This is a genomic window from Bacillus sp. ISL-57 (assembly GCF_018613135.1).
Classification (GTDB): domain Bacteria; phylum Bacillota; class Bacilli; order Bacillales; family DSM-1321; genus Peribacillus; species Peribacillus frigoritolerans.
Genome location: NZ_JAGGQV010000032.1, coordinates 1 through 25,148, shown reverse-complemented (window position 1 = coordinate 25,148; position 25,148 = coordinate 1). Strand labels below are relative to the sequence as shown.

The following is a 25,148-nucleotide window of genomic DNA, read 5'->3' as shown; positions in this document are numbered from 1 at the left end:
AACTAGTCCGTTTCTCGTCCATTGAAATCCATACTTTGGCTATTACAAGAAAAAACTCATAACTTTATAATAATCTAATCTAATCTAGTCTATTGTACAATTCCAAAAACCAGTTTAGACTAAACTAGTTTAATTATTTCCAGATCAAACTGATTTTCTTGTCCGATGATATATGACCAAATGGCATTTTAACCAGAAGACGTCCATATACTATTGGTAAAAGGGAGGCAGGAAAATGGTGTATAGACCTACCGTAAGATACCCCGATGCTTATAAAAATTATATAGAGAATGTTTATAAAGCGACCGATCTAGATCGAAATCAAATTATCCGTTTAGCCTTATTTGTCGCCGCACATTCAAAAGAGTATAAAACTATCCTCCAAAAACATAAAATTGCTGACGTCCCTCTCCCCTGCCCGGATTGGGGGCAGGATGAAGATGGTTACTGGAAAGATCAAAACTATATAAAAAAACAGAATCTAGCTCCATTTAAAATCACTGAACAGGGTGGAATTAAGATTATTTTGGGTTAATTATTTTTTTTTAGATTCATTTGTGCTCTTTACGTAATGTAACGTGGATGCCTTATTAGCAAGCTTTTCAGCCAGTTCTTTTGATATATTTTTACTCATTTCGTATCACCTCACTTAAAAAAAGCCTTGCCACAATTCATAGCAAATATACCTCCCTTCACTCTTGGGATTGCATAACGACGTAACCAACTGACCAACCAACCCAAAGAAAAAGACAATTTTGAAAGGGGAATAACAAATGGGAAAGGTTAACCATTTAAATCCAGTTCTCTCTTCTTCTAAAAAAAAAATGATTGAACCACAAAAAAGAAAAGTTCGTTCGGATAAGCTGCATGACATAAAAATTCCCGTAGACGAACGCGTGGACATGATATTAAGAAGGGAATCCCGACGATACTGGAATGGCTCTAAAACAGCCTTGGGAACGGAAATACTGTTATTTGGACTTGAAGAGGTGCTCGTTTATCCTGACGTCACCTATACAGACCAAAATTACACAGTTCATTGCAAAGTAAATCATGAAACTTATCAAAAAATAGGCGATTATGCGGCCGTTTGGAAATGTAGCGTTCGAAAAGCAGCTCATCGAATATTTGTAGAAGCATACAATAAAAAACAACTAGGGGGCGTAACCGATGGGGAAATATAGCCAAGTCAATCTTATAGATGAAGAACTATCTTTGATCGGATCATCAAACTTTATCGGAAAACTTCTCCATAAAGCAAATAAATCTTCAACTGTCATACTGAGTATAGAAGTTCCCTTGAATCTATTTTTAAGAGCAGAAGTTTTCTGTGAAGATATTCAAGACCTATCAGACATGCATTTCGAACAAAACGACTTAATGAATCTTTTATATAATGACTTCTTACTTTTTGCGAAAAAAAATCCAGATTCAAGGGCCTTATTCCGATTGCTCACCTCATTGGATAAGTATGCTGATAAAAATTCAAGACTTGAAAAGTATGGTGAATCTACCTTTAAATTAATCCATATAGATAAGAATCAAGAAATGAAAACATTGAATTTACGCATGAGAAGGAAATTCGCCTTGCGTGGAGAGGTGTTGCTTGCCGATATGGAGGAAGTTCAGCCTGAACATGGCTACACACTTGAGAAAGTATTTGAGCTTCTTTATATAGACTTTATTGATAAATTTCGAAAAGGTGATCATGCGGGCGTCATAGAAAATATCCTGCGCCTGCTTGATGATGAAACCGAATAGAATATATACGAAAGGCTAGGGAAAACATTTGAAGGGGAAAATCGATTAATCTCAGACTAAATTTCAAAATATGAACTAATGCATTCACAATGCAATTTGCATAGGTATGAACTTGTATAAGTTTCTCCAAGCTCATTACCTATGTTTTTTGGTGTTCTGCACTAGCCCCCTTCGTTAAACCAATAACCTCTCTTCTATCTTTTCACAGTTTGTTGCTGCTATGTAACATTAACCTTTTGCGGGAATAGTATATTCCGAGCAAGGCAACTTAGTCACCAATAGCACTTTCACCAGCGATCCTTGCTCTCTGCTTCAATCACAAAAAATTTTAATGTCCTGAACCTTTTTTGCTTGTTCAATAAACTATAAACGTTCTATTGATTCTTGTTTAAATCATTTAAAATCATCCCTTGAAACACACATTTCACCATAAACATTCAATGCCATTTTTTCACAAGCGAAATAACAGATCCTTCATACACCCTGCATGATTTATGTCAGTGCAAAATAAGATGCCTTTATCTTTATTTCTTGAGGTGATGCTCGCATGATATGTTAGAAAATCCTCAAAAAAAATAAGCACCTTTTTGATGCTTATTTTGCATTTAACCACTCTTTCATCTTTTCTAAACTAACTGTATATGGGCGTTTAATTAGATTCCTTTCATACCTGGACAAGGTACTATGGGAGATTCCCATTTCCTTAGCCGCCTCAAAAATGCTTAATCCCCGATCCGTTCTTTCCTTATTTATCGTTTCAGGAGAAACTTGCTTTTCTTCAACCATCTCCTTGGTTGCACCAGTCTCCCTGTCCGTCATCCCCTTCAACATAGTTAGAAAATTGTCCTGATCCTCGATCAATAATAAGTCCTGGTCATCTCCCATTCCCGTGATTTCAGTAGGTGGGATGATTTGGACACGTGCCCTCAACCAAGTATTCGCGAACCAATTTCTCTCCTGCTCAATTTGTTTCTCTAGGTTTTTTTCCTTATAGCTCCACCCTTTAATGATTCCATCCTGTTGCAGGGTGTCCAATATTTCCTCAAATTGTTCTCTAATCCTTGAACCGTATCGCGGATTCACGTCCAAATCCATGACTTTTAAAAGCCCTTTGTCTCCCCCAATATGATAAGCCCTGAGATAATCTGCACTCTTCTGGCGAATCCTCCACTGCCAGGACAGGTACCTGGATAACCGTTTATGGTACTTTTGTTTAATTGGATGGTATTCTAGCGTCTTTAATGCAAGCAGCCCACTGCTCCTTTGGGAACCGTATAAAAAGTTTGCGAGCATTTCCCCTGGTCGAATGCTGCATTCATAAATACCAATCGGGTTATCCCCCCGATAGGCTACCGTCACGCTATCCACCAAAAACAAGGGATTAAACTGGACTTGTCCAAGTTCTTCAAAATCTCCCTGGTCCTCATTAATGAACCTCAAATTCTCTTTTTCAATTCTTATCCATATCGTTGTGAGAGCGGCCAACCTTTTCATGATATCATCACGTTCTTTTTTTCGATAAGACATTTGATATCCGTCTAAATCTTCTTTCCGACCTTGCAATCTCCTTAGATTCAAAGCATCATCCGTATGAAAATGAATCATTTGGTCCTTATGAGTAGCCTGTTGCATCCAAAGAATCGAGACAATATCAAAAATATCTGCGGTTAAGTCGTCCATCGACGTGATGGCTTGAGAGGTGAGATTTTTCCATTGTTCGATGGCTACATTGGATTTCATCATCAGATAATCATTTTCTGCCCTCACTTGAGCCGTCGCTTCTAAAGCCCTCTCCGCAATCCTCGCAGTAGGAATATCAGTCGTAATGTCGAATTCATTTTTACTGATGGTCTCCCTTAATTTATGAAATAATAAGGCCGAACCGGACTCAGCAAAATTTTGATTCAACAAGGCATTTATCACTTCCCTGTTGTTTGACTTTGGGGAATGTGCTGAATTCTCTTCTCCTATAATCTGTATGTATGGAAGGACAAAATCTCTAATTTCTTCTATGTAATCATCAACCCATTGTTCCATTTCCTCGAACTTCAATCCATAATTTTTCACCAAGCTATCCAAAATCACAAAAAATGCTTTTAATGTTTGGCTAGGCTGGTAATCATCTTGACCGGACATAAGATGGTTGATATCCATATTCCAATCGACAAAGAGTTGAGGAAAATCCGGGAAAATCGTTTTCATGACATTCAAAAATTTCGTTTGCAGGGGTTGTAACATTACTCTTTAACCCACCCTTCTTTTGTCGACTCTATGTCCTCAAATGAGTACTGTTGGATGTAATCTTGAAAAACAACGGTTTCCAAAATACCCAAATCGTGCAGAAAGCTAACGGACTCAAAAGAAAGGAACTGAACGATCGGATTTTTTTCTAAGATGGCATTTTTCAACTGTTGAATGTCCTTTTCCTGATAAAGAATATAATTTCCCATCTGTTCTTTAATGTCCATAGGTGAATAGATTGTATCTTTGAAAGGTTGATTACGCATACATTCATAGACCATCTCATCTTTTATATAATAAGTCCTGACACCAAATTCTTTCCCATCCTTAAAAAATTCGATTTGTTTTCGAAACCATATGGGACCACTGTATAAATGGACCACTGGTTTAGGAAGCACGCCACGCAGCTGATAGGTGGAGACCTTTCTCCGATCCCATCCGAGAATTTCCCCCACCTCTTTAACTCCTACTAAAAAATCCATCTAGGTTCCCTTCTAATCTAGTAATATGGTAATTATGAGTGAGCATTGTTGCTTTTGTCAACACACGGTTTAAACGTGCAACTTTTTTTATTTTGACGTTTCCTTTCACAATGTGCACAAAACACTTCTTTTTTGTTCACTTGCAATATTTCCCCTTTAAACTTGCGAAGCGCATCAGTTCACCAAAGGGGATGCTTTTACCCATTTGCAAGCAGAATGAAAAAACGCATAAACAATCGCTCCTGCAAGTTGGGCACTTAGTTTTTTAAATTGCGCTAGCGTCCGAAAGTATAAAGTGTGGTGCCCGTTGATCTATTGGCTGCCTTCTTGGCTTCCTGCCGGAAAGGCTCTAAGAAGGTTAGGCTTGCGATGCTTCACCATTGGGAATGCAACTGATAAAAATAAATCAAAAAAGCAGCCGATTGGATACTCTCCATAAAATTGCTACTTATCTTTCCTTTGACGTTTCCTCTCACAATGTGCACAAGCCTGATTATTGAACTTCTATTAAAATATAGGTTCTTTACCTAAAGCCTTGCATAAGGAATCCCCTCTGGTCAAATAAAAGGGAATTAACGTTTCCTTTCACACGTTATTGTGCAAGTTTTACGATTTTAGTTCGATTATAAATGGCTTTTTTCATTAGATTGTTGATATACCGGGGATAACCTCCTCCCTAAATGATTAAAGCATGACGTTTCCTTTCACAATATGCACAGCATTATATAAGATTGCAACTTTTCCTTCAATGGGCGTTTGCTCTCACAATGTGCACAATGATAAGGGGATGCAAGTTTATATCCGTTAACAACCTCCCCTAAGCTCGGCTCTTTCTTGCATCTAGCCTCAGCCATAATAAGCTGTGCAACTTTTTCAGGTTTGACGTTTCCTTTCACAATGTGCACAATTCTCCTTTTTTGAATTGAGATTTTTCCAAACATTTTAATCAACCAACCTTTTACACCCCTAAATCACCAACAAAAATTCAGCAAAAGTGAAAAGCCCAAACAAAATAGTGCCTAAATTTATCTCTTTTTGTTCTAAAATGAAGAAAAATGACGTTTGCTCTCACACAAACTTGCACACGTTTCTGTGCAAGTTTTTTTATTCTTTTCCATTTATGGATGGACTATTTCATGAAAACATTGATATATCAGCGTTTGTCCTAATGTGCTTATCTATTAATTCATGACGTTTCCTTTCACAATATGCACAAATGGTGTGAAAAAATGACGTTTCCTTTCACACAAAAATTTTTAGTGTTTTTTTCAATCCCTTGCCCCCCAAGGGATGAGCACATGTTGTGCAACTTTGAATTTCCCTTAATAAAGGACAGCATTTCCTGTTTTTCCATTCTGCTATAATTCAAACTAGAAAAATAGACGTGAGGAGGGCCTAAAATGAAAGAATCCAGAATAAGAATCGATGGTTTTAGAATGCATCACGCCATCTTAAAAGAATTCCATTTTCTTCGTGATCAGTCATTTGAGCGCCCTCCTGCCTCTGCCTATGTCGTATATATGACCATGTTAAACCAATTACAAGTAGAACAAAACCAACGAGGCATACTTAAGGAATATAATCTTTCTTACTGGGCAAAGAAACTTGGAATCTCTTATTCTACCCTTTGGGGAGGAAAAAAGTTTTTAGAAGATCATCATTTTGTAAAAGAGGAAATCCACGAAGGGTTACCTGTTATCATGTTAAAAGATGTTGACAAGTATAATACACCTGAACTTAATGGTGTATCTCTCAACTACCTAATCATACCGCACGCCCTTTTTGAAACGAATATTTTAGCGGAATTCGTACGTACCTCGAACCCAGAAGGTATCGAACTACTCTTATCCTTACTTAACCAGTTCCGGACTGGTCTGTCTTTCAGCAAGACAGGTGAAATGGAGAAAATAAAACAAGAACGGACAATGAAGACACTTAAACTTCAACTAAACAAAAATGCAAAAGGGGTTCGTAAAACTTTAAGCGTTTTAGAAGCTCTTTTTTCCATCGAATTCACAGGGATGGAGATTCGTGGCAAGCAAATATGGATAAAAAAAGCCTCCTTTTCCTTGAAGCCAGAATGTGTGGAAGAAAACACGGATGAATTCAATGTCAACTCACTCATGGCGAAACTATCAAAAGAGCTCACCTACTTCTTTGATGGACATCAAATTAAATTTAAACCAAGAGACCAAATCGATGTCATGATTTCCTTTAAGCAGGAAGTAATGAAAAAACTGAATTATCTTATGGATGATGAGGACTATGAAAGCTTCACCATACGTGATCGATTCATGAAAAACTTCTTTTTACAAACAATGGATCAGATAGGAATTCATATACATACAGAAAAACAACGAAAAGGTTCATTCCATTTCTACTCGATTGGCGCCTTTTTCAGAATGGCCTTTAGAAAGTATCTTCCTGGGGCCTTAAAAAAGATTCCTTATGAATTAATCCATGAAGCCAAAATCAGGGAATACACCAAAACCGGCCAAACACCAGAGCTACACGGTGTAATTTAATAGATTAACCAGCCTTGTGAAAAAATAGGACATTCACAGGGCTATTCGAATATACTAAAAAAAAATAATGAGGTATTCCCTTAAAACAAAAGTCTTTCCTTCCCTCTTCTGTCACGATTTCTGGCAGAGTTTTCGAGAAGGATTATTTTTTTACGCCTAATAGATTCCGAATGTAGCCTTGTGAAATAGTGGATATTAAAAATACCATCCTGTGAAAATGTAAATAGTTAAAAAAAAGCCTTGTGTATATGTGACTTCTTTTACATTCTATATGTGGGAAAGTGGAAACTCTGTTAAAACCACTCTTAGGAATGGCCAGAACCCTTGTCCCTCAATGGATATACATAACAATTGAAAAATGCCTATCACTTCTGTTTCTTTTATTAAATCTGTTTTCTCTTATTAAATTTGCCTTTTTATTAAATTTGTTTACTTACGAAATAAATCACTTTAAACAGAATTTAAAATATTAGATTATTAAGAATAATGTACTCGATGTAAAACAATGTGACTTTCAAAAATTACATATTGAAAACTAATGAAAAGATTAATCAACCATATTAGTTAGATTAAGGTTCATTTATTATAAATTTTAAACAATCACCAGAATAACCTTCCAATTAGTTGGGGCGAGCTTAAAACGGCACCTATGAACATTCAGCATAAGTGAAATGAGCAGCACTCTATAACACCTTTCACGAAATCGCTTTTCACCAAAAATTCTGTAAGTAATACCTAAAAAAAGAAAATACTTTGTAACAAAATTAGACCACCCAAGACGGTGGCCTAAATTTATATCATTTTCCTGCATTCAACGTATTTAAATAAGGGTCAAGGGCCCTTTGCCCCTCTTAATTGCTATATAGCTCTACAGAGCTCATAGAGAAGCTATAGACCCTCATTGATCTTCACAAAGCAATAGGACACGCTTATTCCTAATTTCACTCTACAAAATGAAATGTTAAATATCCAACTTCAAGCAAGTGTACTACATATAAAACTTTGGGAGGCTCCAATTTTCCTCCTTAATAGACCGAAAAAATAAAAAAGAATCATTAATCTTCCATAGATTGTTCTAATACTTCCCTTTCATTTGTTAGGAGTGCTGTTTCAGATTTCAACCTTTTTTCTAAAGCAAGTGATTCTTCTTCAATTTGACTAATCTTCTGCCTTATTGTGTTAATTTCATCAATGAGTTCCACTTCTATATGATCAGCTTTGATATCCCTTTCATCCACTAGTATTTCAGATTCTATATTCAGAGTATCTTCTGTATTTTTTTTTGAAAAGAAAGAGAAAAAACCTGTACTTTTCTTTTGCTCCAAACTTTTTCGTAACACATTCGCTGCTTGTCGATCCATTTTTCGATTTAACCGATGATTTTTAATCTTTTCTTCTATAACTTCAATTTGTCTTTGTCTATCAGCTATTCCAGTTCTCCTTCTCAGCAACTCCACTTCAATTAGATTGATTGTGTTTTGTAGCGTGAAGGTTCTCATCATTACATTCTGCCTTCTATCAAATTCCGAGAATAATTGATCTAAGGTATCCTCGTTATATTTACTCCCTTTTGCTTTTCCACCATTTTGTTGAGGAATCGATTTTAGCGATAACTTAACTTGAATATCGGAAATCGTTTCTCCCCTCTCAATTGCCAGTAAAGTCATATGGATTTTAAATACAGTGAGAAATGGCAAACGCTTCTTTCTACCTTCTACATAAATCTCTAAGTATCCCTCTAGCATCCTAACGTAATACCTTAGCGTGGAATTAGCGATATTAAAAATCTTATCGGAACAATCGGTAGTTGAATACATGGCATTGGGATCCAACTCTAGTATATCTTTTTTGAATAGTTTGGCACTGTATTCCTTATCAAGCACCAACGAAGTGAATAAAGCATCGTCACGAAGTGCTTCTATAATGAAATCTTTATTAGCCTGGACTCTATTTGACACGATAACCCTCCTCTTAACGCTAGTTTAACTATAGCTTATTTTTATCAACCTATCGCTAAGCGTCAATTTATCTGTATCTATAGTTTACCTACTAGATAAAGACTAATCAACTAAGTTTGTTTGCTTTAATAGAAATAATAAACGATTCCGTCTAATTTAATCTAGACTAGATTAAATTAGAAGCACGATAATAATAACCAGTCTAGTCTAATCTAGTTTATATTTCCGGCGAGTTTCTTCTATATTTCTTACGTTAAATAACCGATAACGCTAATCTAGCGGTAGAATACAACAATATACAATTATTAGCGTTAATATACGGGTGATAATCTCATTTCTAAACCAATCTAATCTAGTTTAGTATGGTTTGTATGGGAGTGAATTCTCTTATACAACCAACGTTAAATGATCGATAACGTTAATTTGACGATAAGTAGCAATAACGCGGATTAGTTTAGCGGTAAATCGCGGACAGTTATCTAGTGATAAAAGAAGTCGAAAATTCGATAACGCCAAATTGTCGGCAAATATATAGTTAAAATGACATAACCGTTCGTAGAGGTTGTGTTAAGCGTTGAGATAGCGCTAATTTACCGATATAATATTGGCGATGGAATATCGATAACGACAATTTAGCGCTAGTTTTTCGTTGACTTTAATAGGAAATCTCTATATATTGGATAGTAAGTAGACTAAACTAGATTAGTCCGAAGGAGGAAGATCATGACAAAACTTGATTTTTTATTTAAAGAGGATTATTTAATTGCAGGAGTGGATAGTGGGAACATTTCTAATAAAATTACATATATCGATCAAAAAGGAAATGTTGTTTCATTAAATATCGCGAGTATTATCGGGGAAAACGCGGAAACGACTGCAGAAGATATGCCAGATGAAAGCGCAGATAAATCTTTTCCTGATGATATGATTCTTCATTTACATATTAAAAGTAAAGCCTTACCAAAGAATCGAACAAATGCTTATTATACAGTAGGGGAATATGCTCAAATTTCAACGAATGACAAAAATAATTTAAGAGAAACCAGCAGTGATGCTAGAGATAAATTAGGGAATGAAATCCATGTAGTAACAACTTTAGCGGGATTAGCCTTAGCTGCTTGGAAATCAGGTAAGACCAATAAGGTAGACGTTCCATTGAGTTTTGGGCTTCCAATAGAAGAGGCTAAACAGGCGTCTTCCGAAAAAATCAACTTATATATGGGGGAACATGAAATTACAGCAATAAAAGGACCTTATAAAGGCAAAACTATAACCATTAACATTACGGATGTTCAGCTTAATGTAGAAGGCGTAACGAGCTACTTGGCATTGGCTTTTGATTTAGTGGATGGGGAAGTGGTGGAAACTGAATTTTCATCACAAATCCATGATGAGTTTGCCATAGCTGATTTGGGAGCTGGAACATTGGATTTAGCTCTTTATGATGAAAATGGTTTAAATTCAACTAAATCTACAAACCATCTGATAGGTACAAATAAATATATTGATTTAATCATGAAAGAAGCAGCGGAACTAAAGGAATTCGACAGCATAAGGGCTCGGTTTGAAAGGGTGAATAAAACTCCTAAGATTTCGTTTACACGTGAAGAATTCATGAGGAAGTTCATCAAGCCGGAAATCGATAAAATGGTTAAAAAACCTAAATATTCTCCTGTCTTTAAAGCGACATGGCAGTCCAAAACAGCAGATATCACAAAGATTGTAGAAAAATATACAAAACAATATGCTGAAGAAGTGAAAGATAAAGTCATCCGGTATTTTGTTGATACAAACGTTGGGCAAATGATTATCGTCGGGGGAGGACTTCTCTTCGCCTATCAATACCTAGCGGAACTTAAAGAAGAAGATTGTCTGTTTCCCCCGAATATCGATCAAGCCAGTTTCTTTACAAGTAAGGCATATCTCTTGAAAAATATTATTGCTGAAATTGAAAAACAATCAATTGAAGCATAAAAATTCAAGGATAGGAGTAGCATCTTCTTTTAGTTGTGATACAAGGTGGTGGTAACGTTGTCCAATAGAAAAATCATTCCAGGTCGGGGAATTCAATATACCCCAAAAACCTCGATAAAATGGGCTAATGAATTTAATGAGTTGGTAGACAGCTTTAAAAGCAGAAATGAACTTATTAGCGCGCTTATTGAAGATGGATTAAAGGTTCGGAATGGGTCTTATAAAGAACAAGGTATATACCTTCCACTAGACACCTTTGCGAATGATCAATTAGCACTTTTGAAAACCGAGGAAGGGCAAAGGATTCTTTATAATATCGTGTCTTTAATTGTAGGGAATCCCGAAGGGACGGCGCTTGCCCAGCAAATGGTGCAGCCGGTATCCCATAAAAGTAAGCCAGCTTCTTCACCAATCGTTCCATCTGAAGCGCCAGTGAATCATGAAGAAGGTAAGGGTCAATCAAACGAAGCCCTTTCTAAACTATTGAAGTTGGGGAAGATGACCAATTTAAAAGGGTAAAACATTTTTTATAAATAGAGCTCAGATATATGTAAGAGGTTGATTCAAAAGGTCGTTGAATAACGACAAATTTGAATCAACCTCTTTTTTTTGTTAATCTTACTCCCAAATCAAAAGCAAAGAGCCCTTTTTAACTGGAATTTTATATATAGGGGGTTCCAGAGAGTGACTGGATCTTTAAACGAAGTGCTCAAAGCATAGACGTACCCTTTCATATTCGAGGGTGTTGTCGAAAGTTGTATGATAGTAATACTGGAGAATGTAAGCGTTTTCTTTTATGATTGAAACAGGCGAATGGCGTGTGTGGCCATCATGGTATCTTGGCGTAGGCGTGGCTAATACTACATTTTTAAAAATGTGACTAATTAAAAAAATTACTTTTTCTAAAGGAAATGTAATGAACTTCAAAAAGGGTGAGCGATTAAAGATCTGGATGATATAAAAAGTAAAGTGAAGGGGAGGAAAAGATGGAAGAAGAAATTAAAACCCCATTTGTCAATTTTATTCAGGAAGATCGATTTGAACTAAACTCCTATCTTAATTATTTATTTAACCAATTTAATGAATATGTTCCAAAGCATTTGGGCGACATTGAGATTCTCGAACAATAACGATTTTTGTTTTCTTTCTTCTTAAATAAAGGTTTTTACAGTTATGATCTTAAAAATCTTAATTAATCAGATTTAGCGGTTGATCTAGCCAGAAAAGAATAGATTAAGGATTAGTAAAAAGGATAATAACAAGACTAAAGTCTCAAGAATGCCAACCAGAAAAGTTAGGGTTATATGACTACGAATCCTATAAAATGGTTCATTTTTTTTAGTTTTTTGGTTGATTTTATCAATAAAAGGAATATCGCTGGTAAAGAGAAGCGTCAAAGGTATTGCAATAGAATCAAATATCACGTGAGTTTCTTGCAATATCATATTACCTTTTTCGCAAGACATTTCAGGTCTCTACAAGATGAGGAAAAGACATTTTAAAATAGTGGAAATGGATATCAGGGAGTGCAGAGTGTTCTAAGCTATTTGCTGTAGACCTTACAAATCTCAAAACGAACGATGAGTACGTCAAGGCAGTGGCTGATTTCAAAAAGAAGAATCCTGATGCTAAGATCATCACTGGTCACGGGTGGGCAAACGGACTATATGAACAATCAGATAAAACCAATCCCGGTCCAACCAAGGAAGATCTTGATAAGATCGTTTCTGATATCCCTGTCCTTTTAAAGTCCATTGACGGACACTCGACTTGGGTAAACTCCAAAAAGAAACCCTAAAAAATGGGTTCCAGACACAATCATTTTTGGGAAGAAGATATATATTCGTGGGCGGTAATTGCAAATTTAACGCGGATTTATACCGTTAAGGATATTCTAGTATTAAATAATCCCAATCTCTCAGTGATATAAATGAGAAATAGGGATTTAATTATTCAACAATTGCTTCCTATTGAGGAACAAGTGTATTTAATTTCACCATTATACGAGATAGTGTTGTAAGTAGTTGTTGTTATATAGAAATAAAGTATATGGATGTAAACAAGCCCATTCAGAATTAAAGTGGGGTGATGATTTTTTAAATTTTCACATGTTTTTATGAGAAATGATTCGATTGAAAGATCGGTCAACGATTCCATGCTTACGATTGCTGACTTTATTCTACAAATGATTGAACAGTCTAAACAAAAAAGTTTAGATAGGAAAAGTCTCATGAACCAGGAAAAGATGAGTTTGAAACAAGATTCCACTTCTTGGTCAACCAAAGAAAAGACAGAGGCTGAATATGAGCTATATTACACCATGATAAAGGAACATCACCCTCAGTTATTTGAAATAAAAGGGGATTCCATTGAAACATTCCCAGTCGATAAGGAAAAAAGTGTTTTTTCATCCTGAAGGATAAAGGTGCGTATTTCGGGGTCTATAAACAAGAATCTAAGGAAGCGCACATCGTCACACCAGCATTTTCAACCAAAGAGGATATGCTTCAAAAAACACTTGGAACCTCTCAATTTGAAAAGTTTAGAGTGCACTCATTCTTCATTGTGGATAATGGAAAAGCATTCTCCCTCCATGACAATAAACAACTACGGCTAAATTTAGCAAAATCTTATAAAACCCTAACAACTTAAAGCAGATAGAATAACAGTAATGAATGACCTTTATGTAGTCAAAGAATTTAGAGAAACAGGTGTAGCTCAAGAACTATTTAAAACTTGTGAAAACTATACTAAAGACAACGGCTATGTCCATATGTCATGGATAACAGCTACCTATAATTTTCCTGCTCAACGCTTTTGAAAAAATGGGAGGAATTCGTGGTGATTGGTTAAATTTTTCCATTTAATATCAGGTTGATGCCAAAAGATTTACCTTTTAATAAGGGGAATAAGGATATTATGCTAAACTTTATAAAAGGATATTGAAAGGACTCGACATTATTAATGGATATTAGAAAACCTAACGATTCGGAACTCAAAAAGGTTATATTACTTTCTCCACAAGCTGTATTTGATGGCACATTGGGTGAAGTAAAACCTACAAATGAAAAAATCAAACATCTTGTTGAACCTCTATTGGAAAAGGGAAGCTATTATTTAATAGCAACAGAGATGGATAAATTAATGGGATGGATTCTTATAGGGGCAAGTAAAGATCAATTTACTGATAAGATGAGTGGATTTATTTATGAACTATTTGTTATAGAAGAATTTAGAGGGAATGGAATTTCTAAACGGTTAATGAGAACTGCCATTGACCATTTAAGACAAGATGGATACTCTGAAGTCCACCTCAGTGTATTTGCAGAGAATCAAGCTATTAAACTGTACGAAAAAATGGGATTTAACATTAGGGCAGTTACTATGAGTTTGCCATTATAAGCAACGGCTTCTTTCACTAATGGTTGCTTTACTTCAATAAGGGGGTTGCTACGGCAGCCTTTTTTTATGGCACTAAAGGGGCAGTTTAGTTGATTAAGTAAAAAAATGATAAACAACGAAAATGGGATAATATGGATTATTGATGTATGATTGGATTGAAATTAGAAAGGGTGAAAAATAGGGGGTATGAAATGAAAGGCTTTTTTAGATTATTTATAGGAATGTTTTTAATTTTTATATTAACAGGATGTATAGGAGAAGATTATGATGTTGGTGTTCCAACTGCTCATTTATATTCAGAAGACCTTGCTACATCTGTGCAATTAGCAGAAGGAAATGTCAGTTGGAGTTCATCAAGTGGAGATGTAGATCAAAAAATAGATGATATTCAAGAATTCGGATTATCACAAGAAAAAATGAAGGTTACTGCTAACGAAAAAGTTTCCTTAGATTTTCAAGAGAACGTAAGAAATGGTGGAGATATTTGGACAGACCCAAAAATAACAGTTGCCCTACTGAAAGATGAACAACGAATTGAACTCGAATTGTATGAAAATAGGGAATTTCAAATCCCCAATAACAAAGGGGGGTATGTTTTAGAAGTTGTATTCACAAGTTCAAGAGGTACAGCCCAATATGTAGGGAATATCTTAATTCAGTGATAGTAAAAATCCCTTCTTTTTGAACAAAAGGGGATAATGCTTTAGTTTTTCACCTTAGAATGCGGTGTTTGATACCATAAACGATTATGATTAATCAAAATCAACCAAGTACTTTAACATAGCCTTTTCTTATCTTGAAACGGGGCAGCATTCCTGTATTAACTGAAATACTAAAAAGTTTGTGAAGAAACCTACTTAAACTAACGGGTGCGTTAGTTGAAGAAGAATAACTAAAAAAGTCGATTCCTTGAGTGAACTGCACCCCAATTGTTAGACACAACTAACAATTGGAGGTGCAGTTTTTTTATGGCGAGATTTTCTTCAGAAGAAAAAATACAGGCAGTAAGACAATATATAGATGGTAATGAGGGAGGACAAACTATTGCTAAATCTATTGGTGTTCATCCGAGTTTACTCCATCAGTGGATTAAACAATTTGCACTTTTTGGTGAGGATGCTTTTGAAAAACGCTATACACCCTACCCCGCACAGTTTAAACTAGATGTACTCAATTATATGAACGAACACGGGACGTCTATCAGGGAAACAGCGGCGATTTTTAATATTCCATCTTATGAAACGCTTCGAAAATGGAAAGTTGCTTATGAAACAGAAGGATTTGATGCCCTACAATCAAAGAAAAAGGGGCATCCATCCATGAAAAATAAAAATAATAAGACATCAAATACTCAAGTACCCGATGAAGGATCAATTGAGGCTTTACAGGCGGAGAATGAACGTTTACGTATGGAGAATGCCTATTTAAAAAAGTTGAATGCCTTAGTTCAAAACAAGGGAAAATCACCAAACAAGACAAAGCACAAGTAGTCTATGAATTAAGGAATGCATTCCCGGTGAAAGCACTTATACAGCTCGCAGACATTCCGCATAGCACGTATTACTATTGGGTGAAAAACTTCGGTCGTCCTGATCCAGATGCAGAACTGAAAGTATTGATTAAATCTGTTTTCGATGAACATGAAGGTCGGTTTGGTTACCGTCGAATTCGTGATGAACTTAGAAATCGTGGACACAAAGTAAACCACAAAAAGGTACAGCGTATCATGAAAGAACTAGGGCTAAAATGTCTGGTCCGTATGAAAAAATATCGCTCTTACAAAGGAACTGTAGGCAAGATTGCACTAAATATTTTAGATCGCAATTTCAAAGCTGAAAAACCAAATGAGAAATGGGTTACGGATATTACAGAGTTTAAAATATTTGGGGAAAAGCTATATGTATCGCCGATATTGGACTTATTTAATGGAGAAATTATTACGTATACAATCGGTTCAAGACCAACCTACTCACTCATTTCAACGATGTTAGATCAAGCTTTTGAACGTTTAACAGACGACGATACTCTCCTTATTCATTCAGATCAAGGCTGGCATTATCAAATGAAACAATACCGTAATGACCTTAGGGAACGTGGCATTACGCAAAGTATGTCTCGCAAAGGGAATTGTTACGATAACGCTGTTATGGAAAATTTCTTTGGTATCATGAAATCGGAACTTCTTTATCTAAAAGAATTTGAAAGTGTGGAACACTTTAAACAAGAACTAGCAAAATATATAGAATACTATAATCACAAACGAATCAAGGCAAAATTAAAAGGCATGAGCCCGGTACAATACCGAGCTCATGCCCAACGGGCTGCCTAACGAAATAACCTGTCTAACTTTATGGGGTCAGTTCATGAGATGGAAATCGGCTTTTTTAATAGGTGACATTTCCTTAGCGTTGTAAATCTGCATTTTCCTGACGCTACCCCTACTAAACAGAATCGTCTAAAACTTATAAGTTTTAGAGACTTGAAGAAACACTTCAATTCCCCCTGTTACTTTTGGTGATAATTTGCACTTATTTTAAGTGCTATTTTGCACGTATATTATTACTGTTACTTTTCATTTATTTTGTCGTTTTTTTGTTATCGAAAAAGACGTATAGAAGGGGTACCGCCATGACGCTACCCCTATAGGAGATATTTCAATAACAGATGTTATCAGAATTCAATGTATCTAGAAGCTTATAAAAATGCCCTCCAGTTAAGCGATTCTGGAGGGCGTTTATGTTCAAATAATGCATAGTTGCTATCTAATAGTTACTTAGATTAAGAATCTCTACAAATTTACGAAATGCAGCAGAAAGCAATATGTCTTTTCGCATAATAAAATGTGTAGGAACTTTTGCATACTTTTGTGGCAAAGCCTTTACATGTAGGGATTGCTGATGGTCTTTTAACACGGATTGAACCATAACAGCTATTCCCATGCCAGCCTTAACACAACCTATAATGGCCTCAATTGTACCAAATTTAAGGATTCGCTTTGGGTAGAGTCCCTCTTCTTCTAGCCAACTTTCCAATGCATCCCGATAGTGGCATCCATCACCAAAGACCATCATATTAAACTGACCCAAATCTTCAAGTAAAGAAAGGTCCTTATGACTAATCATAACCAATTCTTCCTCTTGAAATAAAAGGGAAGTTATTTCTGGGTGATAAACTTCACCTGCTACAAACGCTCCATCCAGCTTTCGGCTTAACACCTGTCTTATTAACTCTGCACTGTTATGTGTCTCTACTACCAGGTCTACCTGGGGATACAGCTTATAATATTGCTTTAGTATGGGAGGCAACCGAACTGCAGCATTTGAGTTGATGGATCCAATTGTAACCGTACCAACCGGAATAGACTCATTAATTTGTACAAGTTTGACCGATTGTTCAACCAAATGTAAGATTTGTTGAGCTTGTTCCAATAATATTTTACCGTTCGAATTTAAAACAACCCCTCTTCCATTTCGGTGAAATAAAGAAACCCCTAGGTCAATTTCCAGTTGTTTAATCTTTGTTGTCACATTTGATTGTACATAGTTTAGTGACTTAGCTGCTCTTGATATACTCTCCTCTTCTGCCACCCTTTGGAAAACAATTAAATCTTTTATGTCCATATAGCTCGCTCCTGTTATCAAATTTATTGATGAATCATATACATATTATTCATTTTACTTTATATCTGTACTTTCCTACAATTATAGAGGAACAGGAGGAAAGAATAATATACAACCTGAGATGAGAACCTTCGGGAACTTAATAGACAATTACGGGAGAGCGATGGATTGTAGGATTAGGGTTCCTAGATAATTTTATTACCAATAACTATGTTTTGTTGTAACCAAAAAGGTATGGAATAAATAATGTTAGTATTTTGTTACACCTTTATTCAAGTTTTATTAAGACTAGTATTTCGAAATGGAAACGTAACATAAAAGTTCGTTTTTGCTACAAATCCAATCGATACCAATCCATTGGTAAATATTGTATCACTAAGGTCTAGTTTTATCGGCCGAATCCTGTATTCGTACCAGTACTAAAATCGCCTTACCTAATTTGTACTTCAATACAGACGGGTCAATATTACAGTAAATTAACTCCATGAGGTGTAAATACATAATGGTTTGTGAAATTTGGAAACCAAAGAGAAATTCAGATAAAAGCATCCACCAACAAATTTTTCATTATTTAGAAGATAGAATTATCACCGGGGAATGGCCAGCTGGTTATAAGCTAACTCCTCAGAGGAAATTAGCTGAGGAGTTGAATGTACATAGGAGTACTATAGTAAATGTGCTTGAGGATTTAAAGTCTTCTGGACTTATTGAAGGACAGAAGGGATCAGCTACAAGGGTTACAACTAACATAAATGCCTTTCTAACCAATGGGAACAGAGTAAACTGGGATTTTCGTATTAAGAATGCCATATATAAAGAAAGTCCTCCATTTCTAAAAACTATCAATAATTTGGAGTTAGACTCTAACATTATCCAGCTTAGCAGGGCAGAGCTAGCTGATGAATTCTTTCCAAAGTATCAAATGAGAGAAATAACTAGATTAGTAGGAGAGAACTTGAATTATTTGGGTAAAGAGGATCCAAAGGGATATTTCCCCTTAAGAGAGTCCATTGCAAGACATCTTAAAAATTATGGTATTAATACATCCCCAGATTGCATTCTTGTGACATCAGGAGCTACCCAAGGGTTGCAACTTATAGCATTAGGGCTACTAGAAAAGGGATCAACAGTATTTTTAGATATACCATCATATCTATATTCTAGGCATGCTTTCCAGTCTGCCGGTATTAATTTACGGGGTGTATCGATGGATGAAAAGGGGATGATTCCTTTTGAAATTTGTAATTTAAGAAATTACCAAAATCGTGCTGCAATCTATTCAATACCTTCTTTCCATAATCCAACGGGGATAGTTATGCCTCCTTCTAGAAGAAATTCTATACTGGAAATGTGTTTAAAACAAAGACTTCCTCTAATTGAGGACGATGTGTATCGAGATCTATGGATTGACGAACCAACGCCGCCACCAATGAAATCCATGGAAGGAGGCAATTCGGTTTTATATGTTGGAAGCCTATCTAAATCTCTTAGTCCAGGGCTTAGAATTGGTTGGACAGTGGCAAACAAGCAAGTTATTGAAAGATTAGCTGACATTAAACTGCAGTTGGATAATGGGTCCAGCATTTTATCTCAACACATCGCCTATGAATGGTTAAAAGGTCAATTTTATAATGAGTATCTAATGGAGATTCGTAAGAAACTCAGAGTAAGAAGAGATTTCTTACTTTACATGTTAGAAAAGCACCTAGGTGGTATAGCCAGTTGGAAAGTTCCTACTGGTGGACTCTTTATATGGGTTAACCTTAACAAATGCAAATCTGTACATCACTTATATCTTAGATTACTTAATAGAGGAATATTAATCCATCCTGGATCAATATATAATGAGGAGCGTCATAATTATGTTCGTCTTTCCTTTTCTTATGCTTCTATGGAAGAACTTGAAGAAGGTATTGTAGTGTTGGCTGAAGAACTTTTAAAACTATAATAAATGCGTTTAACTGATATTATACATATTTAGATTGTTAAAAATTGGTTTGGTAATATTTCTCTCAATTGGTAGGTTACTTCTAGTGAAGTTTGAATTATTATTAGTGATGTTCTTTAGATTGATTATTGACTCTACTATGATTTCTAAGGAACTAACTGGTACGAAGGAATTGAAAGATTGTCATTGAGAGGGGAAAAAGTTTCATGGATTCAAAATATATTTTTAAGTTAAGTGACAATGAAAGGGAGATATTGCGGCAAGAATTTAGCCGTATTAAGTATGATCCTACGGGATCTACGTCATATATTACCGAGGTCCGGATGGCAGCTCATAGAGCTATGCCAAGTCGTATTATTGAGTGCTTAAATGAGCAAAAGGCCTCCCTAAATCCAATGCCTTATATTGTAATTGAGAATCTCCCATTGGATGAAAAAGTAATCACAACTCCACTTCCGCAAACCTATGCACCTGAGGCCAAGTCAGGTTTTATTAGTGAGAACCTGGCTATTTCAGTTGGAGCTCTAATTGGGGAACCTTATTCTATGCTACACGAAGGGCATGAAATTGTTAACAATTTGATTCCATCTGTTGAAGCTAAAAAAGAATATACAGGACTTGGTTCGGAAGTCGAACTGGATTTCCATATTGAGAATGCAGCATTAAAGTTTATGGGAGACAGAAATTACTCACCATTCGGCTTAGTCTTGACTGGGGTAAGACACGATCCAAAAGGCCCTCTAACTCGTATTTCAGATGCACGTAAAGCATTGACGCTTCTGTCTCAAGGCGATGTTGAGAAACTTAGTCAACCCTTGTATCAGATAAAGGTTCCATATCGTTGGAGATCAGCAATACCAGGAAATTTGCAACAAACTGAACTTGTACCACTTATTCAAGGAAATACAAATTTCCCAGAGGTAGCTGCTGTATTTTATCCTGACATGGTTATACCTATTAACAGTGAAGCTGCTTTAGCATTCCAAAACTTCTATGACGCCATACGTGAGGCTTCATTTGGCATTGATGTTACTCCAGGAAGACTTGTATATATTGATAATCGCTTTACCTTACACTCTAGGGATGCTTTCAGTCCGAGTATAGATGAAGATGGGAATCCGTACAGATGGGTACAACGGGTAATTGTTGCACCTAACCTATGGAATCATCGTAATTTAAATCAGGTGAAAGAACGAGTATTTGAACCAGTGTTCGCATAGTACAATTACCGGACTGCAATTTAGTTTTACTTTGCAGTCTTTTCTTGCTTTTTTTACAATCAACTAAATCATTTATAAATTAATTATTGTGTATTTATATTCTAACTTCTGGAGGGAAAGGGAATTATGCTCTCTATACATAAGGTAAGGAAAAGAGAAAGATACAAGTGGATAATCCTTTTAATAGCAACATTTTCACAGACATGTGCTACTTTTGTGACATACGGTATGGGACCTTTGGCAACCTTTTATCAAAAAGAGTACAGCTTATCTCAATTTGAAACAGGTCTAATTGTTTCAGCAATTAACATAGGTCCGATTTTCTCTATGCTTGTTTTTGGAAATCTTATGGATAGGTATGGGGAACGTTGGATAGTTGGAATGGGCTCTATTTTCCTCGGACTTAGTGTTCTCTCTGCCAATGCTACAAATCAATACTTAATGCTCTTAGTCATTTTGACATTTGTAGGTATATGGTATGGAACTGCACAACCAGGTGGAAGTACTGCAATTATAAAGTGGTTTCCTAATAAAAATCGCGGTCTCGCTATGGGAGTGCGTCAAACAGGCATACCTATTGGGGGAGCATTAGCCTCTGCTACATTGCCTTTCTTCTTTTATAAATATGGACTATCATCTGCAATAATCACACAAGCAGTAGTAGCCATTTTAGGTGGTGTTATATTCTTAATCTTGTATAGGGACTACAAAGTTAATGTAAGTAAGCGAGAGACGTATAGGTTTGTAGATAAAATTAAGAAAATAAAGAATAATGCTAAACTTTATCCTATTTTTCTTATTGGAATTACAATGATGTCTCTTCAAATGATTATAGTGGCACACCTGATGAGTTATCTAACAAATGCTATTAACATAAGTCTTAATTTAGCTGGATTTTTCTTAAGTACGGCTTTAATCGGCGGAATGGTTGGTAGAATCGCGTTAGCTTGGATTAGTGACTACTTTTTTAAAGGTAATAGGGTTAATCCATTATTTATAACAATTGTCTTAACAGTAATAATGTTGCTAAACCTGACATTCTCTTTAGATTATTTGCCTACATGGGGGATTAGTATCTTATGCTTTGTTATCGGTTTTTTTGCCATTGGATGGTATAGCCTCTTTATCGTTTTAGTCTCTGAAAGAGCTAATCCAAGTTTTATTGGTCTGACAGTAAGTTTTGCCCTGACACTGAATCAATTTTTTATTGTATTAGCTCCATCTTTGTTTGGATTATTGGTAGACTTCTTTCACGGATATCAGGTTCCTTTTGTAATCTTATCTGTATTTATCTCTATCGGGGGAATATGGCTGAAGATCACAGATAGTCGTAAGATTAAGGTGACGAAATCGAAGGACGCATTAAATGGTTAAGAAAGGAGAGTGTTGATTTTATGATTTCTATTGATCCAAACACCGAAAGTGAACGGGGGAATTATAAGCTACTTATAGGAAGCATTATCCCGCGGCCTGTCGCCTTTGTGACCACCCTTGCAGAGGACGGCACATTGAATGCGGCACCATACAGCTACTTTAGTATAGTTACAGCAAATCCCCCGATGGTATCAATTTCTGTACAAAGAAAAGAGGGCCTCCAAAAGGATACCGCACGGAATGCGGCATACAAAAGAGAATTTGTTGTCCATATTTCAGATGAATCTTACATCCATGCTATTAATGAGACAGCCGCGAATCTCCCTCCAGACCAAAGTGAGGTCGAGCTCGCCAAGTTAACACCTATTGAAAGCGAAATAGTTTCTGTTCCCGGTATCCAGGAGGCAAGTATCCGTATGGAGTGCCTCGTCGATACAATCCTTCCATTTGGGGGCACTGACGGAGCAGCCGCATGCGATATGATTGTCGGCCGCATCGTACGCTTCCATATCGCAGAGCATCTGTATGACAAGGGCCGCATCGACGCACAGGCATTGAAACCAGTAAGCCGCCTTGCAGGAAACGATTACGCATTACTAGGAGCCCAATTTTCAATAGAACGCCCAGAGTGAAGTAGGAGAGTAATTCGACGACCACTCAAAGAGCAGGAAAGAATGAATACAACGGCATAATAGAAATTGAGTCAGAAAATGAACTACCAAATCATTATAATGTAAAGTTCAAACTCGATGATAATCGAGTTTGCTTACAGTCTGAAAGATCCAACTCTTTATTAGAGTTGGATTTGTTTTGTTTAAAAAGGTGATTAATGATAACGAGCTTTATGTAAATAGGTAGACAAAGAAACGATGACATTGCCTTTCTTTGGATTGTGCCAAACAAAACATGGCTAGGTCTTTGGAAAACTGATATTTCTAGGGATAGGGAGCCTGCCATTTTTCCAGGTAATGGTCGGCATTTAGCTTTTGAAGTAGATTTCGATGACATTAAAAAAGCAAGTATATGGCTCACTGAAAAAGGGATCACCCTTCGTTCTCATAGTGGATTGGAACCGTTGGAACCGATAGTTAGACCGCATCAGCAGAATGTATCAATTTATTTTGATGATCCAGATGGAAACGCTTTAGAATTGATGTGTAAATTGCCAGATGGTAGCCCGACTGAACCAAATGAAATGATGTATTTGAGCCAACTTGAAAAACTTATCCAAAAATAATTCCATAAGTAACAGAAACTTTACTTATTCCACTTAAGGGCGAAAGTCTTTGATTTTCATACATTCAAACTCAAGTAAAAAAATACCCTTTTTGAACTACCGGAGCAGTTTTCTTAAAGAAGGAGAAGTGCCTTAAACTAACGAAGTAGTTTAATTGAGCGAGGGAATTTTGAAAAAGTATAGAATGTATTGATTTAAATCCTTCTATCCGATTTGTAAGGAGTGACCAAGAATAGGAATATATCCTGAATACCCAGGTATCACAAGAATCATAGAGGTTGGTGGGCTAACGAAATTGCAGCTTATTCAAAAATTGCAACAACACTCCATCTTGATGAATGGGTATGGTGAGAGACTATTGTCTGATGATAAATTCACTACTTTTAAAACAAAGTACAGCCTAAAGACCGTTGAACTAACCGTTAGGGACCTTGGGTTTCCTGATGGGGCGACTTTGCCGCAGACTTTTAAACGAGCGAGCGAACTTGGTTTGGAATTGTGTCCACTTGAGGTGGGACCTCACTTAAGACTACAGTTTCTAGATCAGCCTGAAGGTTATAAGGGGAATCTTTCACAACAACAAGCTCCTTCTGGCTCCATTACAATAGCATCAGAGATAGTAGATGAAGACGATTATTTTCCGAAAGGATTTTACCTTAGGAAAATTAACGGAGGGTTGTGGCTACGCGGATACATTGCTGATCATCTGCATGTTTGGAATCCTGATGATCACTTTATCTTTTGTCAAACAAAAAACTTAAAGAAATGAGAAATTAAGAGAGAGTATTACCCAATTTTTTTAACTAACGGGTGCATCAGGGGCATAAGAGGCCGCCAATTGGCGGCCTTTTGAATATGCGATTCTTACACTTATGGTACATTTGAAAAATGAAGTGAAAAACCCTTAATGAACTAAAGGGGCAGATTAGTTGAAGAAGGAACTCTAACTTTATGGTATTATTTAGGGAATATAATTGTTGTTAGGAGGACAGTAATGGGTGGTTCGCTTGTCTTGAAAATTTTGTTGATACCGATTGTTGGCATTGGTCTTTATATTACATTTAAATATATTAGACCAATGGTACCAATACCAGGGTTTACTGTGTACAAATCCTCTGGGATAACAGTGGACTATCCTTCTGTTGATTTAGAAAATAAAGAAGTTATTGGAACAGTTTCGTTTAAAGATAAGAAAATTATGACGGTAATTGTAAATGTACAATCAAATTATGTTAAGGTTGACGGCAGTGTCGAGAATACTCGTAAGGGTCAAAGTGATAGTGATTATATTGATATGGTTAAAAACCAGGCTGAATTTTTCATTGAAAACAAAATAAGTAACCCTAAAAAATATTATGAACAGTTTATAGAAGCTGATCCTTCTTGAACTACCATGAAAATAGACT

At 36.1% G+C, this 25,148-nt stretch carries 24 protein-coding genes; 20 read left to right on the top strand and 4 right to left on the bottom strand.

Going from position 1 to position 25,148, the window contains the following annotated elements:
* Nucleotides 1–235 precede the first annotated feature (235 nt).
* The 3 genes from J7I90_RS25360 (at nt 236) to J7I90_RS25350 (ending at nt 1,761) form a co-directional block, all read left to right on the top strand.
* A complete protein-coding gene (locus J7I90_RS25360; RefSeq protein WP_251025476.1) occupies nt 236–535 on the top strand; it encodes a hypothetical protein in 300 nt (99 codons plus the stop codon).
* Nucleotides 536–773: 238 nt separating this feature from the next.
* Nucleotides 774–1,184, top strand: a complete 411-nt coding sequence (locus J7I90_RS25355) for a hypothetical protein (protein ID WP_214774436.1) — start codon at nt 774–776, stop codon at nt 1,182–1,184.
* A complete protein-coding gene (locus J7I90_RS25350) occupies nt 1,171–1,761 on the top strand; it encodes a hypothetical protein (protein WP_214774434.1) in 591 nt (196 codons plus the stop codon). The genes J7I90_RS25355 and J7I90_RS25350 overlap by 14 nt, the downstream gene beginning before the upstream one ends.
* Nucleotides 1,762–2,355: 594 nt before the next feature.
* On the opposite strand, the gene J7I90_RS25345 is transcribed toward J7I90_RS25350, so the two are convergent.
* Nucleotides 2,356–3,999 (bottom strand): helix-turn-helix domain-containing protein, encoded by a 1,644-nt coding sequence (locus J7I90_RS25345; RefSeq protein ID WP_214774432.1) that lies wholly within the window; start codon nt 3,997–3,999, stop codon nt 2,356–2,358.
* Entirely contained in the window at nt 3,999–4,484 is a 486-nt protein-coding gene (locus J7I90_RS25340; RefSeq protein ID WP_214774430.1) for a hypothetical protein, read from the bottom strand. The genes J7I90_RS25345 and J7I90_RS25340 overlap by 1 nt, the downstream gene beginning before the upstream one ends.
* A 1,400-nt stretch (nt 4,485–5,884) precedes the next feature.
* On the opposite strand from J7I90_RS25340, the gene J7I90_RS25335 reads away from it, so the two are divergent.
* Nucleotides 5,885–7,009 carry a hypothetical protein gene (locus J7I90_RS25335; RefSeq protein WP_214774428.1) on the top strand — a complete coding sequence of 375 codons (1,125 nt, stop codon included), beginning with the start codon at nt 5,885–5,887 and terminating at the stop codon, nt 7,007–7,009.
* A gap of 1,055 nt (nt 7,010–8,064) precedes the next feature.
* Here the strand turns inward: J7I90_RS25335 and J7I90_RS25330 are convergent.
* On the bottom strand, nt 8,065–8,967 hold the full coding sequence (locus J7I90_RS25330) for a hypothetical protein (RefSeq protein WP_214774425.1): 903 nt from the start codon (nt 8,965–8,967) through the stop codon (nt 8,065–8,067).
* Between the two features lie 723 nt (nt 8,968–9,690).
* Here J7I90_RS25330 and J7I90_RS25325 point away from each other — a divergent pair.
* The 9 genes from J7I90_RS25325 (at nt 9,691) to J7I90_RS25285 (ending at nt 16,672) form a co-directional block, all read left to right on the top strand.
* Entirely contained in the window at nt 9,691–10,941 is a 1,251-nt protein-coding gene (locus J7I90_RS25325) for a ParM/StbA family protein (RefSeq protein ID WP_214774423.1), read from the top strand.
* Nucleotides 10,942–10,998: 57 nt separating this feature from the next.
* A complete protein-coding gene (locus J7I90_RS25320; RefSeq protein ID WP_214774420.1) occupies nt 10,999–11,460 on the top strand; it encodes a hypothetical protein in 462 nt (153 codons plus the stop codon).
* Nucleotides 11,461–11,927: 467 nt separating this feature from the next.
* Nucleotides 11,928–12,071: a hypothetical protein gene (locus J7I90_RS25315; protein ID WP_214774418.1), complete on the top strand. Its 144-nt coding sequence runs from the start codon at nt 11,928–11,930 to the stop codon at nt 12,069–12,071.
* A 386-nt stretch (nt 12,072–12,457) separates the two neighbouring features.
* The gene (locus tag J7I90_RS27585; RefSeq protein ID WP_214774486.1) at nt 12,458–12,739 is read left to right on the top strand and encodes an amidohydrolase family protein; all 282 of its coding nucleotides are present in this window, start codon (nt 12,458–12,460) and stop codon (nt 12,737–12,739) included.
* A 318-nt stretch (nt 12,740–13,057) separates the two neighbouring features.
* A complete protein-coding gene (locus J7I90_RS25305) occupies nt 13,058–13,357 on the top strand; it encodes a hypothetical protein (protein ID WP_214774416.1) in 300 nt (99 codons plus the stop codon).
* Between the two features lie 255 nt (nt 13,358–13,612).
* Nucleotides 13,613–13,762, top strand: coding sequence for a GNAT family N-acetyltransferase (locus J7I90_RS27580; RefSeq protein WP_251025475.1), 150 nt, complete (start codon nt 13,613–13,615; stop codon nt 13,760–13,762).
* 143 nt (nt 13,763–13,905) lie between these two features.
* Nucleotides 13,906–14,343, top strand: a complete 438-nt coding sequence (locus tag J7I90_RS25295) for a GNAT family N-acetyltransferase (protein WP_214774414.1) — start codon at nt 13,906–13,908, stop codon at nt 14,341–14,343.
* A 146-nt stretch (nt 14,344–14,489) separates the two neighbouring features.
* The gene (locus J7I90_RS25290; RefSeq protein ID WP_251025474.1) at nt 14,490–15,005 is read left to right on the top strand and encodes a hypothetical protein; all 516 of its coding nucleotides are present in this window, start codon (nt 14,490–14,492) and stop codon (nt 15,003–15,005) included.
* 306 nt (nt 15,006–15,311) lie between these two features.
* A protein-coding gene (locus J7I90_RS25285; RefSeq protein WP_214774412.1) for an IS3 family transposase occupies nt 15,312–16,672 on the top strand; the annotation gives its coding sequence in 2 pieces (ribosomal slippage) (nt 15,312–15,768 and nt 15,768–16,672; 1,362 coding nt in all).
* Between the two features lie 433 nt (nt 16,673–17,105).
* Here the strand turns inward: J7I90_RS25285 and J7I90_RS25280 are convergent.
* Complete coding sequence (locus tag J7I90_RS25280; RefSeq protein ID WP_214774410.1) at nt 17,106–17,963, bottom strand: LysR family transcriptional regulator; 858 nt, start codon at nt 17,961–17,963, stop codon at nt 17,106–17,108.
* A 502-nt stretch (nt 17,964–18,465) separates the two neighbouring features.
* Between J7I90_RS25280 and J7I90_RS25275 the strand changes: the two genes are divergently transcribed.
* The 7 genes from J7I90_RS25275 (at nt 18,466) to J7I90_RS25245 (ending at nt 25,129) form a co-directional block, all read left to right on the top strand.
* On the top strand, nt 18,466–19,911 hold the full coding sequence (locus J7I90_RS25275) for an aminotransferase-like domain-containing protein (RefSeq protein WP_214774408.1): 1,446 nt from the start codon (nt 18,466–18,468) through the stop codon (nt 19,909–19,911).
* A 206-nt stretch (nt 19,912–20,117) separates the two neighbouring features.
* Nucleotides 20,118–21,131: a TauD/TfdA family dioxygenase gene (locus tag J7I90_RS25270; protein WP_251025473.1), complete on the top strand. Its 1,014-nt coding sequence runs from the start codon at nt 20,118–20,120 to the stop codon at nt 21,129–21,131.
* Between the two features lie 126 nt (nt 21,132–21,257).
* Nucleotides 21,258–22,505: an MFS transporter gene (locus J7I90_RS25265; protein WP_214774406.1), complete on the top strand. Its 1,248-nt coding sequence runs from the start codon at nt 21,258–21,260 to the stop codon at nt 22,503–22,505.
* 20 nt (nt 22,506–22,525) lie between these two features.
* Nucleotides 22,526–23,137, top strand: a complete 612-nt coding sequence (locus J7I90_RS25260; protein ID WP_214774403.1) for a flavin reductase family protein — start codon at nt 22,526–22,528, stop codon at nt 23,135–23,137.
* A gap of 260 nt (nt 23,138–23,397) precedes the next feature.
* Entirely contained in the window at nt 23,398–23,742 is a 345-nt protein-coding gene (locus J7I90_RS25255) for a VOC family protein (protein WP_214774402.1), read from the top strand.
* 232 nt (nt 23,743–23,974) lie between these two features.
* The gene (locus J7I90_RS25250; protein ID WP_214774480.1) at nt 23,975–24,511 is read left to right on the top strand and encodes a helicase; all 537 of its coding nucleotides are present in this window, start codon (nt 23,975–23,977) and stop codon (nt 24,509–24,511) included.
* 225 nt (nt 24,512–24,736) lie between these two features.
* Nucleotides 24,737–25,129 (top strand): hypothetical protein, encoded by a 393-nt coding sequence (locus J7I90_RS25245; protein WP_214774400.1) that lies wholly within the window; start codon nt 24,737–24,739, stop codon nt 25,127–25,129.
* The last annotated feature ends 19 nt before the right edge of the window (nt 25,130–25,148 follow it).

Bases quoted from the DNA above. Each gene is read 5' to 3' on its own strand.
- J7I90_RS25345 (WP_214774432.1), bottom strand. From the start codon at position 3,999: ATGTTACAACCCCTGCAAACGAAATTTTTGAATGTCATGAAAACGATT.
- J7I90_RS25325 (WP_214774423.1), top strand. From the start codon at position 9,691: ATGACAAAACTTGATTTTTTATTTAAAGAGGATTATTTAATTGCAGGA.
- J7I90_RS25270 (WP_251025473.1), top strand. From the start codon at position 20,118: ATGGATTCAAAATATATTTTTAAGTTAAGTGACAATGAAAGGGAGATA.
- J7I90_RS25315 (WP_214774418.1), top strand. From the start codon at position 11,928: ATGGAAGAAGAAATTAAAACCCCATTTGTCAATTTTATTCAGGAAGAT.
- J7I90_RS25295 (WP_214774414.1), top strand. From the start codon at position 13,906: ATGGATATTAGAAAACCTAACGATTCGGAACTCAAAAAGGTTATATTA.
- J7I90_RS25265 (WP_214774406.1), top strand. From the start codon at position 21,258: ATGCTCTCTATACATAAGGTAAGGAAAAGAGAAAGATACAAGTGGATA.
- J7I90_RS25260 (WP_214774403.1), top strand. From the start codon at position 22,526: ATGATTTCTATTGATCCAAACACCGAAAGTGAACGGGGGAATTATAAG.
- J7I90_RS27580 (WP_251025475.1), top strand. From the start codon at position 13,613: ATGAATGACCTTTATGTAGTCAAAGAATTTAGAGAAACAGGTGTAGCT.
- J7I90_RS25335 (WP_214774428.1), top strand. From the start codon at position 5,885: ATGAAAGAATCCAGAATAAGAATCGATGGTTTTAGAATGCATCACGCC.
- J7I90_RS25290 (WP_251025474.1), top strand. From the start codon at position 14,490: ATGATTGGATTGAAATTAGAAAGGGTGAAAAATAGGGGGTATGAAATG.
- J7I90_RS25280 (WP_214774410.1), bottom strand. From the start codon at position 17,963: ATGGACATAAAAGATTTAATTGTTTTCCAAAGGGTGGCAGAAGAGGAG.
- J7I90_RS25355 (WP_214774436.1), top strand. From the start codon at position 774: ATGGGAAAGGTTAACCATTTAAATCCAGTTCTCTCTTCTTCTAAAAAA.
- J7I90_RS25340 (WP_214774430.1), bottom strand. From the start codon at position 4,484: ATGGATTTTTTAGTAGGAGTTAAAGAGGTGGGGGAAATTCTCGGATGG.
- J7I90_RS25360 (WP_251025476.1), top strand. From the start codon at position 236: ATGGTGTATAGACCTACCGTAAGATACCCCGATGCTTATAAAAATTAT.
- J7I90_RS25305 (WP_214774416.1), top strand. From the start codon at position 13,058: ATGAGAAATGATTCGATTGAAAGATCGGTCAACGATTCCATGCTTACG.
- J7I90_RS25275 (WP_214774408.1), top strand. From the start codon at position 18,466: ATGGTTTGTGAAATTTGGAAACCAAAGAGAAATTCAGATAAAAGCATC.
- J7I90_RS25245 (WP_214774400.1), top strand. From the start codon at position 24,737: ATGGGTGGTTCGCTTGTCTTGAAAATTTTGTTGATACCGATTGTTGGC.
- J7I90_RS25350 (WP_214774434.1), top strand. From the start codon at position 1,171: ATGGGGAAATATAGCCAAGTCAATCTTATAGATGAAGAACTATCTTTG.